General features: G+C 66.4%; 11 protein-coding genes. 5 read left to right on the top strand and 6 right to left on the bottom strand.

Annotated features, from left to right (window positions below):
* Positions 1-81: 81 nt before the first annotated feature.
* The 4 genes from ABEA93_RS06040 to ABEA93_RS06025 all read right to left on the bottom strand — a co-directional run bounded on the left by ABEA93_RS06040 (position 82) and on the right by ABEA93_RS06025 (position 5325).
* On the bottom strand, positions 82-741 hold the full coding sequence (locus ABEA93_RS06040; RefSeq protein WP_345674226.1) for a hypothetical protein: 660 nt from the start codon (positions 739-741) through the stop codon (positions 82-84).
* Positions 742-926: 185 nt separating this feature from the next.
* Positions 927-1829 (bottom strand): phospholipase D family protein, encoded by a 903-nt coding sequence (locus ABEA93_RS06035; RefSeq protein WP_345674225.1) that lies wholly within the window; start codon positions 1827-1829, stop codon positions 927-929.
* Positions 1830-1831: 2 nt separating this feature from the next.
* Positions 1832-3700 carry an ATP-binding protein gene (locus ABEA93_RS06030; protein ID WP_345674224.1) on the bottom strand — a complete coding sequence of 623 codons (1869 nt, stop codon included), beginning with the start codon at positions 3698-3700 and terminating at the stop codon, positions 1832-1834.
* Positions 3697-5325: a DEAD/DEAH box helicase gene (locus ABEA93_RS06025; RefSeq protein ID WP_345674223.1), complete on the bottom strand. Its 1629-nt coding sequence runs from the start codon at positions 5323-5325 to the stop codon at positions 3697-3699. The genes ABEA93_RS06030 and ABEA93_RS06025 overlap by 4 nt, the downstream gene beginning before the upstream one ends.
* A gap of 470 nt (positions 5326-5795) precedes the next feature.
* Here ABEA93_RS06025 and ABEA93_RS06020 point away from each other — a divergent pair, with 470 nt between their 5' ends.
* The 4 genes from ABEA93_RS06020 to ABEA93_RS06005 are packed head-to-tail and all read left to right on the top strand — an operon-like array spanning position 5796 to position 12524.
* Positions 5796-6947 (top strand): cysteine desulfurase family protein, encoded by a 1152-nt coding sequence (locus tag ABEA93_RS06020; RefSeq protein WP_345674222.1) that lies wholly within the window; start codon positions 5796-5798, stop codon positions 6945-6947.
* A 59-nt stretch (positions 6948-7006) separates the two neighbouring features.
* Positions 7007-8119 (top strand): DUF4007 family protein, encoded by a 1113-nt coding sequence (locus ABEA93_RS06015; RefSeq protein ID WP_345674221.1) that lies wholly within the window; start codon positions 7007-7009, stop codon positions 8117-8119.
* A complete protein-coding gene (locus ABEA93_RS06010; RefSeq protein WP_345674220.1) occupies positions 8116-11694 on the top strand; it encodes an ATP-binding protein in 3579 nt (1192 codons plus the stop codon). Before ABEA93_RS06015 ends, ABEA93_RS06010 begins: the two co-directional genes overlap by 4 nt.
* Complete coding sequence (locus ABEA93_RS06005; RefSeq protein WP_345674219.1) at positions 11691-12524, top strand: phosphoadenosine phosphosulfate reductase domain-containing protein; 834 nt, start codon at positions 11691-11693, stop codon at positions 12522-12524. The genes ABEA93_RS06010 and ABEA93_RS06005 overlap by 4 nt, the downstream gene beginning before the upstream one ends.
* Before the next feature lie 288 nt (positions 12525-12812).
* On the opposite strand, the gene ABEA93_RS06000 is transcribed toward ABEA93_RS06005, so the two are convergent.
* Both ABEA93_RS06000 and ABEA93_RS05995 read right to left on the bottom strand, forming a co-directional pair.
* Positions 12813-13394 (bottom strand): HD domain-containing protein, encoded by a 582-nt coding sequence (locus ABEA93_RS06000; RefSeq protein ID WP_345674218.1) that lies wholly within the window; start codon positions 13392-13394, stop codon positions 12813-12815.
* Positions 13395-13413: 19 nt separating this feature from the next.
* Complete coding sequence (locus ABEA93_RS05995) at positions 13414-14562, bottom strand: helix-turn-helix domain-containing protein (RefSeq protein ID WP_345674217.1); 1149 nt, start codon at positions 14560-14562, stop codon at positions 13414-13416.
* Between the two features lie 291 nt (positions 14563-14853).
* On the opposite strand from ABEA93_RS05995, the gene ABEA93_RS05990 reads away from it, so the two are divergent.
* Positions 14854-15288, top strand: coding sequence for a hypothetical protein (locus tag ABEA93_RS05990; protein ID WP_345674216.1), 435 nt, complete (start codon positions 14854-14856; stop codon positions 15286-15288).
* Positions 15289-15319: the final 31 nt, after the last annotated feature.

Raw genomic sequence — 15319 nt, 5'->3', positions numbered from 1 at the left:
ATCAAGTGTTTATCTCATTACGGCTGGCGAACAGGAGCCAGCCGTCCGCGGGCGTTGGCCTTGCGTGTCGGGAACGGCGCTCTAGCGCTGAGGCTGGATGACGACGGAGTAACCCTGGGCCAGCATCGAGGCGAGGAACTCACCGGCGGCGGTTTGATCGGTGGCGGAGAACGTCCGGGCGGCAGGCAGTGGCTGCTGGGGCGGGGCCGCGGTTGGGGGGGTCTGTCTGCGTCCGCGGGGTTTCTGGGGGGTGCGCTGCCCTGCGCGGAGCCTGGCGACCTCGGCGGTGACGACGGCCCGCTCCCGTTGTCGTGCATCGGCCAGGATGGTCTCCAAGAGCCATAGCGGGGAACCGGAGAGGACCAGGTCGGCCTCGGCGATCCGCCGACGGTTACGCCACCGAGAGATGGCTCGGGCGTCCGCGCCTAGAACACGGGCAACTTCCTGGATGCCGAGGACGACAGGCAGAAGCTTCCTGTCTTGCACGTCGTAGCCCTTGGGGATTCGAGCCCTGTAGGCCGCCAGTTGTTGCTGATCGGCCTGGCGGTCGCTGCCGCTGATCTGAAGCACCGTCGTCAGCAACCAGTACGGATTGCCCGAAGCGAGCAGGTCGGGCTCCGGGAGAGTGCCTTCTGTGCGCCACTTCTGTGACGTCTGGCGCTCGACCCTGAAGAGGGAGGCGATCTCAGCGTGCCCGAGCAGGTACGGGACCCGCGCCTGAGACATGAGCACCTTCCCCACGCGAACTTTCTTGCCAGGTGACTGCCACGTGGGCACTCCCTCCTCACCGGGCTGTCTGCAGAGATCCTAGGCGGGTCTGCAGGCAGCCCGGTGCACCCGGCCGGAACGACGGCGGTGGCTCGCCCGGAAGCGCGGTCTGCCCCGAGGCTGGCCTCCATGCTGAGGCCGGTTGCGGGTACTGGTGGTTAGGCCAGCTCCTGTCCGCGCCGTATTTCCCATGTTCCGACGTCGGTGTAGAAGCGACCGAAGTAGCGAAGCCATGCTGCGATGGTCTCGGTGGCCCTTCGTGCCTGTTCGTCGGTCATGCCGGTTTGTTCCTGTAGCGCGTGCTGCAACTCCACGTTGCTCAGGCGGTCACCGGCCACGAGCGCCTGGAGGGCAGGGATCTCCCGCAGTCGGTTCTCAATCAAGTCCGAGAACTCCGTCTCGGACAGGCCGGCCGGAACGCCGAGGAGCGCTAGGTCGCGCACGATGGCTGCCTCGACGGAGCGCCCGACCTGGACTCGCCCGCAGTAGTAGGGGTAGAGGGCGTCCGGGCGTCGCGTGACGGGATACCAGCCCTGCTCGGCTTCCTCTCGTGGCTGGTCAGAGGCGATCGGACGTTGCTCCTTTAGCAACTCGGCCTGGCTTCTGACCAATGCAGCCATATGGGGAGTCGCCTCGACCGCCCGGGCCTCGACCTCTGCGAGTACCCGGACGATTTCGGGGTGAGCGGCGGGTGCTTCCACCAGGATCTCGATGTTGGCGTTGTTGGCGCGGCCGGTTGCCTTCCCCGTCAGGTTTGCGGACCCAATCAGACAGCGCTCGCCGGCGAGGTACAGCTTGGCGTGCAGGGTCGGGCACAGAGCGATACGCAGCCTGTTGTCCTCTTCGGCGAGTTCGATGATCTCCGGATCAGATACCCCGGCCGCCACCTCTTCGGGGATCCAACGCGTGATGCACTCGATGTCCTCGACGGTGGCGGGGAGGGCGGACAACACGGCCGCAAGAATCTCACGCTTGATGAAGGGCGCCACGAGGGTTACCCGCCCTTGGGCGCCCGCGATCAGTTCTTCGATCTGCCGCCAGATGTGGCCAGGTTCGGGCACGCTCAGTCGGCCTTCCCGTCTACGAAGTCGCGAGCGTACCGCCCCCACTCGCGGCGCGCGTCGGCGATGCGCTCGCGGTCGCGGTCGGGGTAGGTCTCGTCTTCCATCCGGGCCCAGGAGAAGAGGAGTAGCTTGAAGGTCTCCGCCGCGCGGTCAAGCCGGTCGCGCAGCTCGTCGGCGTCGGCGTCCTCGGGGACGTCTTCGAGGACAGCCATGAGGTGGGAGTGCAGCGGGTGCTTTTCGTTGAAGATCACCTGCAGCATGCCGGCCATGAGGTCGATGCTGAAGAAGGCGGAGGTGTCCTGGAAGTCGGAGATCCACCGCGCGCGCAGATCCTTTTTCAGGGACTCCTCAACCATGGACCGGGCGATGTCCTCGTCCAGATGGTGCCGCCGGGTAAGGACCTCGACCTGTTCCTGCCGCTTGGCTTCGGGAGTCGTTCCCTCGTCGAGCTCGTCGGTCTTGCCGGTGTAGCCCTCCTCACTGCGGCGTTTGACGGCGTCCGTGGCCTTGGAGTCGACGTCAGCGTCATGCCGCTTCTTGCTCTTACGGGTCCCGATCGTCTGCTGCTTCAGCTGGCGCCGGATGGCCGGCAGCAGCTTATCTTCCAGGTAGTGCACGAGGTCGATCAGGGGAAGACGCGGATCGCCGAGTTCGGCCAGACGCTCCTTGAAACCTTTGGGGGACTCGCCGGCCTCGGCGTGGACCTTCCAGTCGAAGTGGGCCAGGGAGGAGAAGATCGTGGCGCTCTGTTTGTTGTTGGTCACGCCGAAGATGGGGTCGAGGTCCGGCGGGAACTCCACCTCTATGCCCCACCATCGCTCTGTCGGGTCGTACCCGATGGCCCACGAGGCGTCGAGGTCAAGTTCCCTCCCCTGGCGCACGAGCGAGATACCAACGTTGCGCTGGGCGTGCTTGCCCCACGGCAGCTTGCCAGGGTCGGCCGTTCGGCTGATGCCATCCGGCCACGGGTGGCCTTCGACGTCGCCACGGCGGGCTTCCGGGCGGGCGATCGACGCTCGGACCGTGATGTTGTGCAACTTACCCTCGTGGGACACGGGCACGTGCATCACGCCTGGCGCGGACTCGTCCCCCATGGGGAAGGGCATGAACATCGGCTTGTCCGAGAACGGTTCCGGCGTGGAGGTCGACCCCATCAGGTAGAGCGGATCGTTAGGCACGGCGTGGTACTCGCCGTCAACGACCTTGCCCTCGCGGACGGGTGCCATCCGGATGTCGACGCGTCCCTCGTCGAGGTAGTGCCGGTAGACCCGTCCGATCAGGTCGGCGGTGTTCTTCAGGGTAGCTGCGGCTCCGTACCAGTTGACCTTGTCCAGGTTGGTCCAGACAACAACTGTGCCGGTGTCCCCGAGTCCCTCGCTGAGGTCTCGCCAATAGTCCGGCAGCGGGGAATGGTCAGGCTCGGGGACGTCGTCGATTAGTCCTTGCTCGATCTCTTCAAGGTCGAGGTAGGTGTGCATCGCATTGCCGGCGCCGTTGGTCCAGGACCAGACGTCGAGCCGCGTGCACTGCGACATGCTGGAGTTGGGCAAGCCCATGCCGAAACGCCCGATGCGGCTGGGGTCGGCGCCTTCCCCGTCTCCGTACTTCAGAGCACGACGCAGCTGCTGGGGCCCCATACCGTGACCGTTGTCGAGGACAGCGATCGTCTCTACGCGGTGGCTGGTCCGGGAACCGACTTGCACGGGGTTCTCGCAGGCGAAGACCTCCACGAGGTTAGCCTTGGCATCAATGCTGTTATCGATCAGTTCGGCGAGGGCATAGGCGGTGTTCTTGTAGCCGCTGTCCCGCATGGCCTTGACGGTCAGCGAAGGACTGACGATCCGGTAGTTGATGCCGTCGCTGGTCACGCTGTCTCCCATACGTCTTCCCAGTTGGTGAATGCTTCGGCCACATCGCCGAACCCAGGAAGCTCCGGGTTCACGACGGTGACGATTTCGCAGGTGTCCGTGCCGCCGGCCTTCGGGCCGCGGATAACGCGGCCGACCATCTGGCTATACAGCACTAGGGACTTGGTCGGACGGGCGATCACTGCCGCGCTAGCGGCTGGCGCGTCGAAGCCTGTCGTCAGGACGCCGAAGTTGCACAGCACCATGGGGCGACGGCCGGAACCCTTAAATCGCGAGATGACCTGGTTGCGATGCCGAGGGGAGGACTCACCCGTCACGAACTCGGCATCGAAGCCTGCAGCGGACAGCACCGCTGCGATCAGTCGGCAGTGGCCCACGGACGCGGCGAACACCAGGATGCGCCGGTGATGCTGCTGGAGCAGCTCTGTGATCGTCTGGACGATCTTGAGGTTCCACTGCTCGTCGCGCGCGAGTTCAGCCAGCATGGCTGCCGGAATGTCGAACGACCGAGCGAGAAGCTGCTGGTCCCGCGCGGACAGATGCACGCCGGCCTCGGAGGCCACTGTCCGCATCAGCGGCTTGGCCAAGTAGCCCTGGTCGATCAGGGCTTTGACCGGGTTGGTGTAGCCCTCGATCTCCAACATGACCTTCTGCCGGGAGAAGTAGCCGGAGAGCTCCTCGTCCTTGGAGATGTCGGCCCACGTACGTCCCGGAGTAGCGGTCAGCCCAAGCAAACTCGCATCATGACGGATTGTCAGTTCATCCACCACCCGCTGGAAGGTGGGCGCGATGATCTGATGAGCCTCGTCGAAGACCGTCAGGGTGCTGCGTGCCGCGAGGGTGGTCAGGAACTGCGGATCCGACTTGGCCGCCGAGACGGCCTTCTCCAGGCCGAGCACGACCAGCCCATCGGTCATCTCCGCCAGTTGTGCTGGCGCGCTGCCCCAGACTCGCAGGACGGGCAATGGGCGGTCGCCGGCCTTCGTCCAGGCGCGCTCGAACTCGGTGGCAGCCTGCTCCAACAGCTCCTGCCCGTGGGCCAGCCACACCACCACGGTGGGCTCGTGCTGCCGCAGATGATCACAAATCAGGCTCATGCCCGTTCGCGTCTTGCCCACCCCCGTGGGCAGATGCAGCACAGTCCGTCGCGAGCCGTCGTACAGGAGTTCCTTGACCCGGGCCGCCGCGTGACGCTGATGCGGAAACAAGCCGTACTCCGGAGCCGTCTCCCGCTTGAACGCCGGCGGTGGGGACGGCACGCGGTCGATCGTGAACCCGAAGAATTCCAGCAGCTCGCGGCGCTCGTCGGCCGTCCACTTCAGACCATGCAGGTAGTCCCAGGGCGCCTGTTCGTCCCCCACTGAGCCGAGGCGCTGCGCCAACTCCGCCTGCTTCGGGACCGGGACCAGGGCGATCAGGGCGGAACGTTCAGCCGCGTCGGCGACCAGGCGCTCTGCGTCGATGGCGATCGGGGCGACTGCCCGGAGGCGGTCGTCGCCCGCAGTGCCTCCTTCGATTAGATCGAGAAGAGCGCACAGCTGCTTGCCCAGATGCCCCCGGATGTAGTCCATCGGCACGTTCGCGAGGAGCTCTTTGAAGGACATCCCCGGTGACCAGGTCGTCACTGTCTCACCATCCGGGTGCCAGGCTCCCGCCTACTCGCGCCCGCGACCGAAGCGGCCGTCGTCATGAAATTCCCCCAATTCAAGCAGGCCAAGCACCGCTCCAACGGCATTGTTGCTGAGACGCTGCAGCGCGCGAACCACCCTATGCGGGGCCACTGACAACAGGGGCGCGAACAGACGAAAAGCCCAACCAAGAGCGGCATTTGACCGCTCCGCATTCGGGCGCCCGGCCAAGATGAGGATCTTGCCGCGAGTCGCTTGTGCTGCTACGCGAGATGTAGAACATTAGTTCGAAAGGTGCTTGCGACACCCCGCGTTCGAGTGATTCAAAGTGTGGATCTTGGCTCGCGGCTAGGATCATGGCGGGCTCCTGGCGGAAGCCCGGATGCGGGAGAAAGTTTCCACCAGCAGTACATTGGTGTGCGACACGAGCGAGGCGGCAGATGACAAACGAGCCGAATGGGGCAGCGGTGTCCTATTTCGACTACAACGCCACCGCTCCGATCCGGCCCGAAGCCCTCGCGGCCGTTGTCGAGGCCATGCAAGCGGTCGGGAACGCCTCAAGCATGCACCAACCGGGACGGCAGGCGGCTTATCGGGTGGACGCCGCCCGTCGGCAGCTAGCCGATCTCCTCGGCTGCTCGCCCGGCGAGATCATCTTCACGTCCGGGGCCACCGAGGCGAACAACCTTGCGCTCCGTGCTGCATTCACCGCCGGAAGTCCCCTGGTCACAAGCCCTGTTGAACACCCGGCTGTCCTAGAGACGGCCCGCACACTCACAGCCGAGAGCCCCAAGGACCTGGTGCTGCTGCCCGTCGCGGCCGACGGCTTGGTGGATCTCGACCCCCTGGATCAAGTCTTCGCTGCACGCCGTGGGGGTGTGGTGTCCCTGATGGCGGCGAACAATGAGACCGGCGTCCTTGCCAACCTCCGCATCGCAGTCAAGGCGGCCCGAGAAGCCGGCGCCCTCATCCACACGGATGCAACGCAGATCATCGGCCGCCTTCCCGTGGACGTCACCGACCTCGACGTCGACCTCTTGTCGCTGTCGGCTCATAAGTTTGGCGGCCCGCAGGGGATCGGCGCCCTGTATGTACGGCGCGGAGCACCATTGCCGCACCGACCTCTCCTCGTGGGCGGCGGGCAGGAGCGGGGCTGGCGCGCGGGGACGCTGAACGTGGCAGGGATCATCGGCATGGGGGCAGCGGCCGAGGCCGCGGCGCGCGGCCTCGGCGAGGAGGCTGAGCGGATCGCGGCCATGCGTGACCGCCTCGAACAGCTAGTGACCAGCGCCATTCCTGACTGCCGCGTCAACGGCCGACGCGACCAGCGCCTGCCGGGTGTGGCGAGCGTTACTTTCCCGGGGGTACCCGCGGACGCGGTCCTGGCAGCTATGCCCGACATCGCCGCGTCGGAGGGCAGTGCGTGCGCGTCCGGCGCCCCGACGCCGAGTCACGTGCTCTTGGCGATGGGTTTGTCCCGGGCGGACGCCGACAGCACGATCCGCTTCTCGCTGGGGTACGCCACCACGGATGCCGAGATCGAGCACGCCGCGCACGCCGTCAAACGCGCTGTGACGCAGGTTCGGGCTGTGTTGGCCGAAGCCGACGCTCCCCGTTGACCGTTACCCCGTTTACCAACCTCGTTAGAGCAATTGCATTGGACACAGAGAGGTCCCGGATGTCAGACAGCCGGCTTGGGGAAGCCGCCCTTTTTGCCTTCGCGCGACATGAAACGTTCGCGCCCCGCTTCGGCTGGCTGCACAAGGCGTACATGCAGGTCAAACACGATCAGGGTGCGTTCCTCGCGGCTGACGCTCCGGTGCGGTTCGGCGTTGGCAAGAACATGGTCCACTCCATGCGTTACTGGTCGCGGGCGTTCAAGCTGACCCGCGAGCACACGCCCGAGCAGCGCACACAGGCCAAGTTCTCCTATCCCACCTGGGAAGCCCGCTGGCTCCTCGATGAGGATGGCGCTGACCCGTATCTGGAGGAGACCGGCAGCCTGTGGCTGCTGCACTGGTGGCTGGTGTCATCCCGTCCCGGGGCCAAGAGCCATGTGCCGGCCTGGTATGCGGCCTTCCATTTGGCGCCATTCTCTCGGTTCACGGTCGCGGACATGACGCAGGTAGTCACACGGCATGTGAACTTCTCCTACGACAAGAGCCCGGAGGAGGCCTCGATCGTCAAGGACGTCGAGTGCCTCACCAAGATGTACGCGCGCAGTGCCCCGGAGAAGGCGGGCTCTCCGGGCAGCTACGAGGACCTGCTTGCATGCCCCTTCCGTGACCTGGACCTGCTGACGTTTGTCGGCACGCGCGGAAATGCCGAGTGGCAGTTCACCACCGGGCACCGCACCTCGCTGCCCGCCGGGGTCTTGGCCTACGCCTGCCTCGACTACGCCGCCAAGTTTTCCCGCCAGGCCAACTCGATCTCAGTGGCCCGCCTCGCCAACGAGCCGGGATCCCCCGGGCGCGCCTTCCGCGTCCGGGAGAACGAGATTGTCATGGCACTGCAGAAGGTTGCCGCTGACCACCCGCAGCTCGACCTGACCGAGGCCGTGGGACAGCGCAGCCTCGCCTTCGCGGCCGACCCCTTCGAGCTGGCCTGGGAAGTGCTGGACGAGCAGTACGACTTCGTCACGCGCCGTCCCGGCTTCCCCACCCGCGAAGAGTGGGCTGCGAAGTTCCCCAAGCTCGCCGCGGCCGAGCAGAAGGAACTCGCCACGAAGGCCACGGACGCCGCCGACACGGATGACACCACCGATACGCTCTGGGCTAAGGAGACCGCGTGACCACCGCAACCTCTACGCGGACACCGAGCAGCCCGTCGAGCTCCGCTCCGCAGTTCCCCGCCGGCATCGCACTCGTCGGCTCCCAGATGCGCTCGACCAACCTCGAGCGCGACGTCGAGGACGTGCTGCACGACCCGTACGTCGGGGCCCGAGCCGTCGACGTCCTGGAACGCATCGCGAGCGCCCTGGCTGACCAACGCCGTACCCGCGCCTGGTCGTTCACCGGCCCCTACGGCTCCGGCAAATCCACCCTCTCCAACATCATCGACGCACTGCTGGGTGGCGATGCCAAGCGCCGCAGCGAGGCCGAGCGCATCCTCGACGAGGCCAGCCCCGCCCTCGCCCAACGCCTTGCCGCAGCCCGCGACGCCATCGCCCCCGAGGGATTCCTCGGCGGCGTGGCCACCGCACGCCGCGAGTCCGTTGTCGCTACCCTCTCCCGCGCCCTGCACACGGCGGCAGAGCGCCGCTGGGGCAAGCGCGTCCCGAAGGCCATCGCCACCGCCCTCGAAGGGTGCGCAGAGCCGGACAGGGCCGGCGCCAAGGACATCCTCGGTGCTGTCACCGCTCTGACAGCGGGAGGGAAACAGCCCCTGCTCCTCGTCATCGACGAGTTCGGGAAGACCCTCGAACACCTCGCCGGACACAACGAGTTCGCCGACGCCCAACACGACCTGTTCCTACTGCAGGAACTCGCCGAGAAGGCGGCCGGTGTCAACGGGCTGCCCGTCTACCTGATGACCCTCCAGCACCTGTCGTTCATGGACTACGCTTCGCGGTCCAGCGAACTCAAGACCCGCGAATGGGCCAAGATCCAGGGGCGTTTCGAAGACATCACCTTCGTCCCCCACCACGGCGACTCGCTGCACCTGCTGCGCCGCCGCCTCGACCGCTCGGCCGTCAATGCTGCCGGGCAGGCCCTGATCAACGCCTGCGCCGAGGCATCCGCGGACATCTGGACCCAGCACGGTCTCGGCGTTCTCGCCGAACTCGGCCCCGACCACTTCGCCGACCTCTACCCACTGCACCCCATCACGGCCCTGGCCGCTCCGATCCTGGCCGCCCAGATCGGCCAGCACGACCGCAGCCTCTCGGGCTTCCTCAACAGCGGGGAGCCCAACACGGTCCGCTACTCGCTGGCCCAGCACAGGAACGAGAGGGCGGAGCACGCCAGCACGGTGCGGCTGCCGCAGCTGTACGACTACTTCCTCAACTCCGGGCGCACTACCCTGCTCGCCTCCGCCAATGCGAGCCGGTGGATCGAGGTCGACTCACGCATCCGGGACGCCAACGGCCTTCCCGATGCCGACCAGGACGTACTGAAGACCATCGGTGTCCTCAACCTGATCGACTCCGACGGGGCCCTCAGCGCCACCGCCCCAATGATCCACTTCGCCCTCCACGACCCCACCGACGTTACCGACTCCGACGCGTTCACAGCACTCGAAGAGCGGCTCGCCGACCTCGTGCGCCGGGGCTTCGTAGTCCACCGTGAGTTCAGTGGTGAATACCGCGTCTGGCAGGGCACGGATGTCGACATCGACGGCCGGCTCAAGGAAATCATCAGCCACCTGAATGACGCTGCGGTGATCAATCGGCTCGGGGGTCTCGTCCCGCAGGCATTCGTGGCCAGCCGCCACAGCCAGGTGACTGGCATGATGCGCGTGTTCTACACCGCGGTCAGCGGCCCGGAGACCAAAACCGTCGCCGCCCCGGATGAGTTGAGGGAGCCGGCCGACGGCCTCGTCGTCTTCCACTTCGGCACCGACGCAGACCGGCCCAACGTCCACTCGCCTCTGCCGGTACTCGTGGGCACCACCCCCGACCCCGACGTAGTGCTGACCACGGCCACCTACCTCGTGGCACTGAAGGAACTCAGCGTCCAGCAAGACATCGACCATGTCGCTCGGCGGGAAGTCATGGAGCGGCTCGTGCAGGCCGAGGCCGAGTTGCTGGAGCTGCTGCAGGGCGCCTTCTACCCGCCGTCCTCCGATGCATCCTGGAGCCTCTGGCACACCGGGATCGCCCCCAACGAAGAACCAGCCGCTTCCGGCCTGACGGCCCGTAGTCTGAGCGGCCTGGTCTCCCTCGCTTGCGAATCCGTGTACCCATATACCCCGCACATCCGCAACGAAATGCTCGGTCGCCACGTCCTGACCAGCCAGGCTGCCCAGGCCCGCGGCATACTGCTGTCGGCCATGTTCTCCGCCTCAGGCGAGGAGAACCTCGGCCTGCCCGGGTACAGGGCTGAACGAGCCATCTATCACGGTGTCCTGGCCTACCTCGGCCTGCACCGCGAGAATGGGGAGACACAGGCCGAGAGCCAACACGAAAGCCTGCTCCCGTACGGCTTCTCCCCACCCGGCGAGGGCCACGAGCACGCTCAGCCCGCCTGGAACGCGCTCAACGACGCAATGACTGGTGCCAGCAAGCGGGTCAGTATGGAAGAGGTCATCCGTGTCCTGATGAGTCCGCCCTATGGGCTCAAGGCTGGTGTGGTCCCGGTCTTCCTGATCCCGGCCCTGATCATCCGCCGCCACGACGTCGCCCTGTTCGAGGAAGGCACCTACCTGCCTCGGCTGACCATCGACGTCGTTGAGCGTCTCGTCAAGGGCCCGGCACGCTTCTCTATGAAGTACGCGCCAGCCGGAGACGGCCAGCGCGGCAGCGTCATCAAAAAGCTCATGGTCTCGCTCGGTGTGGAGGCACCACGCTCCAAGGCTCTGCGCAACCCCGACCTCCTCGCTGTGGCCAGCGCCCTGATTATGCGCGTGGCTGATCTGCACCAGTACGCCCGCACCACCAAGAACATCTCCGGCGACGCCCGCACCGTGCGGACCACGATCGCTCGGGCCCTGGACCCCGACGACCTGATCTTCCACGCGCTGCCGAAAGCCCTAGGCCTGCCCGAGATCCCGGCTCGCACCCGCGCTAACGCTGAAACAGCGGACACCTACGTCGAACGGCTCACTTCGGCGGCGGACGAACTCGTCGCCATCGACAGCAAACTGCGCTCCCAGGTCGTGAGCGTTCTCGCCAAGGAGTTCCGCCTGCCGGCTGAGCTACCGGAGCTGCGTGCACAACTCGCGGCCCGGCTGCGCGGCTTCGCCGATGCGGTACTGGCTCCGGAACTGCGGGGCTTCGTCGACTTCGTGCTCAGCGACGGCCTGGATGACGACGACTGGCTTGAACCCATCGTCGTACGACTGACCAATTCTGCGCTCGGCGACTGGGACGACCACGAGCTCAAGGTTTTCCCCCAAAAGGCCCGCTCGATGGCTGCAGCCCTGGACCGCGTCGGGCACCTGCATCACGCTGGGAACGAGGTCGGCGACCGGGAAGAGAAGCTCAACGCCCAGTTGTTGACCTTGACTGACAGCGCCGGCGTGGAACAACGCACCCTGATCTACGTGCCGGAACAGGCCCGCACCGAGGCCAACAACCTCGCCGCTGACGTCCTGAAGCAGGCCGAGAAGGCTCTCGGGCCGGACGGGGCGAGGATCCTGCTCGCGGCTCTGGCCCAGCGCGTGACCGATGCCGCGACAGCAGCGAGTGAAAGGAAGGCACTGGGATGACCGAGGGAGCCGACACTCAGAAGGTCCGGCACGTGCTCGGGATCTCCGGCGGCAAAGACTCCTCAGCGCTCGCGGTCTACATGCGCAACCGAGTCCCGGAGATGGAGTACTTCTTCTGCGACACGGGCGCCGAACTTCCCGAAACCTACGAATACCTCAACCGCCTAGAGGCCGCCCTCGGTAAGTCCATCGTGCGGCTGAACGCCGACCGCGACTTCGACCACTGGATGGAGGTCTACCAGGGCACTCTGCCCAGCCCGCAGATGCGCTGGTGCACCAAGAACCTCAAGATCAAGCCCCTGGAAGACTGGGTCGGCGACGACCGTGTCATTTCCTACGTAGCGATTCGCGCCGACGAGAACCGCCTCGGCTACGTCAGCACCAAGCCGAACATCGAGGCCGTCTTCCCCTTCCGCGAGGACGGCATCGACAAGGACGGCGTCATGCGCATCCTCGACGAAGCCGGCATCGGCCTGCCCGACTACTACGAGTGGCGCACACGATCCGGCTGCTACTTCTGCTTCTTCCAGCGTAAGCACGAATGGGTGGGGCTCAAGGAACGCCACCCCGACCTGTTCGACCGCGCTGTCGAGTACGAGGAGAAGGTCCGCTACCGGCACACTGCTATGAAGGGCCGCAATTACACCTGGTCGCAAGGCGAATCCCTGCCGGAGCTGATCGAGCGCCGGGACGAGATCGAGGCTAAGCACGAGGCAGCTCTGGAGCGTGCCGCCAAGCGCATCAAGCCCAACAGGCCCCTCTTGGAAGTTCTCTCCGACGCGCTCGACTCCGACGACGACGAGGCTGGCTGCTCCGTCTGCCACCTGTAGAACTACTAATGGCCGTGGCCCGCTCCCGGACTGACGCGTTGGGCGCGGGCCACGCGTGTATCACTCATCATGCCGCTAGTGTCTCGTGATCCTGTGTGCGTCATCTGATCGTCCTCATAGCTTGGAACTTCCTGCGGAACAGGTCGCTGAGCTACGGGAGTTGGTCAACAGGAGGAGAGTGCTCGCTCACATCGCCATGTGAGGCCAGCTCGCCTTGTGGGCAGGCGAGGAGCGTCGGCGCAAGGATCGTTGAACTGCTCGGCTCCCGCCAGGTGTTGGCGACAGCAGTCACGGGTGCAGGAAGGTCCGCTGCCACTCGGTGGACGACAACCCCTGCGAGGCGTCGCCCAGGGCGACGGCCGAGGCGGTCTTGAGCTTGGCCCGTGTGCTGTCGACCCATTCCTGGGCGTTGGCGTAGCCCTGCTCGAGGTATTCCAGTCCCTGGATCATGCACTCAAGCCGGTCGGCGTCGTGGGCGACTTGGGCTTCAAGGGTTTCGCCCCGCTCGTACTCGTCGACCGCCGCCGCGATGCCGGCCGCGACCGCAGGATGCGCGTCGGCGAGTTGGTCGGCGGTGACCTCGCGGTTGTCCGCGGCCTTGAGGTAGCGGCGTCCCACCCAGGGGATGTCGCCGACGCGGGTCTCCTGGGAGTCGTGGAAGGTACACAGCAGCGCGACGCGTCCGGGGTCGGCGCCTTCCATCATGGCGAGGACGGAGCCGATGACCGCGGTGCGCCAGGAGTGTTCGGCGATGGTTTCGGGGTCCTTGACGCCGACGATCCACCACCCGGTGCGCTTGCCGCGTTTGAGGGCTCCCATTTCGCGGAGGAAGCTGGCGGTTCCGCGGTCGTTGTCGCGCGGGTCGGTCATCGGCTGGTCCTCCACAACATCACCGGGCGCTGGCTTTCAGAACGTAGTGCACCGATTCGAGTTCCCGCCGTGATCGGGCGGAGACGGTGCTGGAGTCGAGCAGGCGGTCGACACGGTCGCCGAGGTCGGCGAGCAAAGCCCGGTCGGCCAGGAGAACTCCCTTGTGGAGGGCGAGGAGCGCCCACACCGAGTGGACGTTGAGGTCGATGCATCCGAGGCTCGGGTCCAGGCGGTCTGCAAGGCGCCGCAGCAGCGGCACTCCTTCCCAGGCGCTGGGTGTTCTTGCGGCCATGAAGGAGTCGTCGGCGCGAGGGAGCGGGTCGAGGCCCAGCCAGTAGGCCCAATACGCAAGATTGGCTGTCTCGTTGGCCTCGTCGTTGGCGCAGGCCAGGATGAACGCGTGCAAGGCGTCGCGGTCGCCGTAGCGGGTCAGGGACGTGGCCACGGAACGTGTGTCTGCCCATTCCGGCCCGGAGCGCGCGGTGCGCCGTGGGCGGGCCGCGCGCATGTCGGCAAGCCATGCATGGGTGTCGCCGGCCGCGTCGTAGCTGCATAGGTACAGAGCTTGTCGGCGTAGTAGGGCTCCGTGCTCTCCTGCCCGCTGGGCCACGGCTGCGGCTTCGCGCAGGTGCGTGAACAGGGCGGCCTTCTCGGAGGCCGGGAGGGAAGGAGCCAGCGGCGCGGGGCCACGCCGCGGGGCGGACCCCTGGGGCGACCTGGGGAGCGCTGCCGGAGGGGAGCCGTTCAGCGCCCAGGCGATCATGTGTGTGGTGGCGCGGGTGAACACCCAACTGCCCAGCGGGTGCTGATCGACGTTGCTGATGTCGGCACGCTGGGTGAGGGCGTGTCCGATGACCGCGTCGGCTTCCATGGCGTCGTCAAACATTGCCAGCAGCGCCGGGTTGGTGCCGAGTCGCAGGAAGGTCTTGCGCAGCGCCATCAGCCGCCAGGCCTGTACCGCGGCGAGGGGGCGGCGGCCGGACTCCCAGCCTTGGACGGTGGCCTTGTCGACGCCGGCATGTTCGGCGAGGCGTTCTTGGGACAGCGATGCGCCTTCGCGAGCGAGCTTGAAAACGAAGCCGGAGAGCAGGCCGAATCGGGCACTCCTGCTGCCGAGGCTGCTGCCGGTCAGTGTTTCTCGGCCGTGTGCCGTGCCCGGTGCACCCATGCGCCCTCCCCCGAGGAGTTGCACTCGTACTCGCGGTCAGTCCTCCGCGGGCGTCGCTGTGCGTAGCGTCGAACTGACCAAGCGATACCTCGGTATCGAGCTTAACCGCGCTGGCTGGGGCGCAGGCGCCAAGCGGGTGGCTCGGTTCGACGCGGTCTGGAAGGGAGCACGCCTGATGGATGACCTGGCGACGGACCGCGAAGAACCGTCGGCGCTGTCGGAGATCCGCGCGGCTCCTGTTCTCTGGTGGCCGGTCTGCACGTATCCCTGATGCGTAGGAGGTGTGAGCAAGTGAGTGGCGTCGTGCCCGCCTTGACGGTGGAACTCCTGGAGCCCGACAAGCTGATCGGACTTCCCTGTCGGAAGCGCGGGGTCGAACTGGGCTTTCCGAAGGCTGCGATCGAGGCGCCGGGTGGCGGATACAACGTTCGCCCCCTGTTCCTGCGCATGACGCCGCTGGAGGCTGCGGTCCTCGCATTGGGGATCCAGGAGGTCATCGGGCCGAGCCTTATGGAGGAGGCGCGTCGGCTCCTTGAGCACGGCCCGATAGGCGATGACACGGGCGTTCTGCTGCGACTCAAAGCCGGCCTGGCGAAGATGGACGTGTCGCCGGACCGACGCGAAGCGTCTGCGGTTCCGCCCGAGGTGCCGGTGACTCCGACTCCCGGATCGCAGTGGAGCCACGTCAAGGTCCACCGTGCCGGGTGGATGGGCGATGCGGCGTGACGCGTCTGATCGTCGGTAGCGCGGATGGCGG

The sequence above is a fragment of the Yinghuangia aomiensis genome (genome assembly GCF_039542225.1).
Classification (GTDB): Bacteria; Actinomycetota; Actinomycetes; order Streptomycetales; family Streptomycetaceae; genus Yinghuangia; species Yinghuangia aomiensis.
The sequence above is the reverse complement of the archived record's forward strand: the minus strand, read 5'-3'. Positions and strand labels throughout refer to the sequence as shown.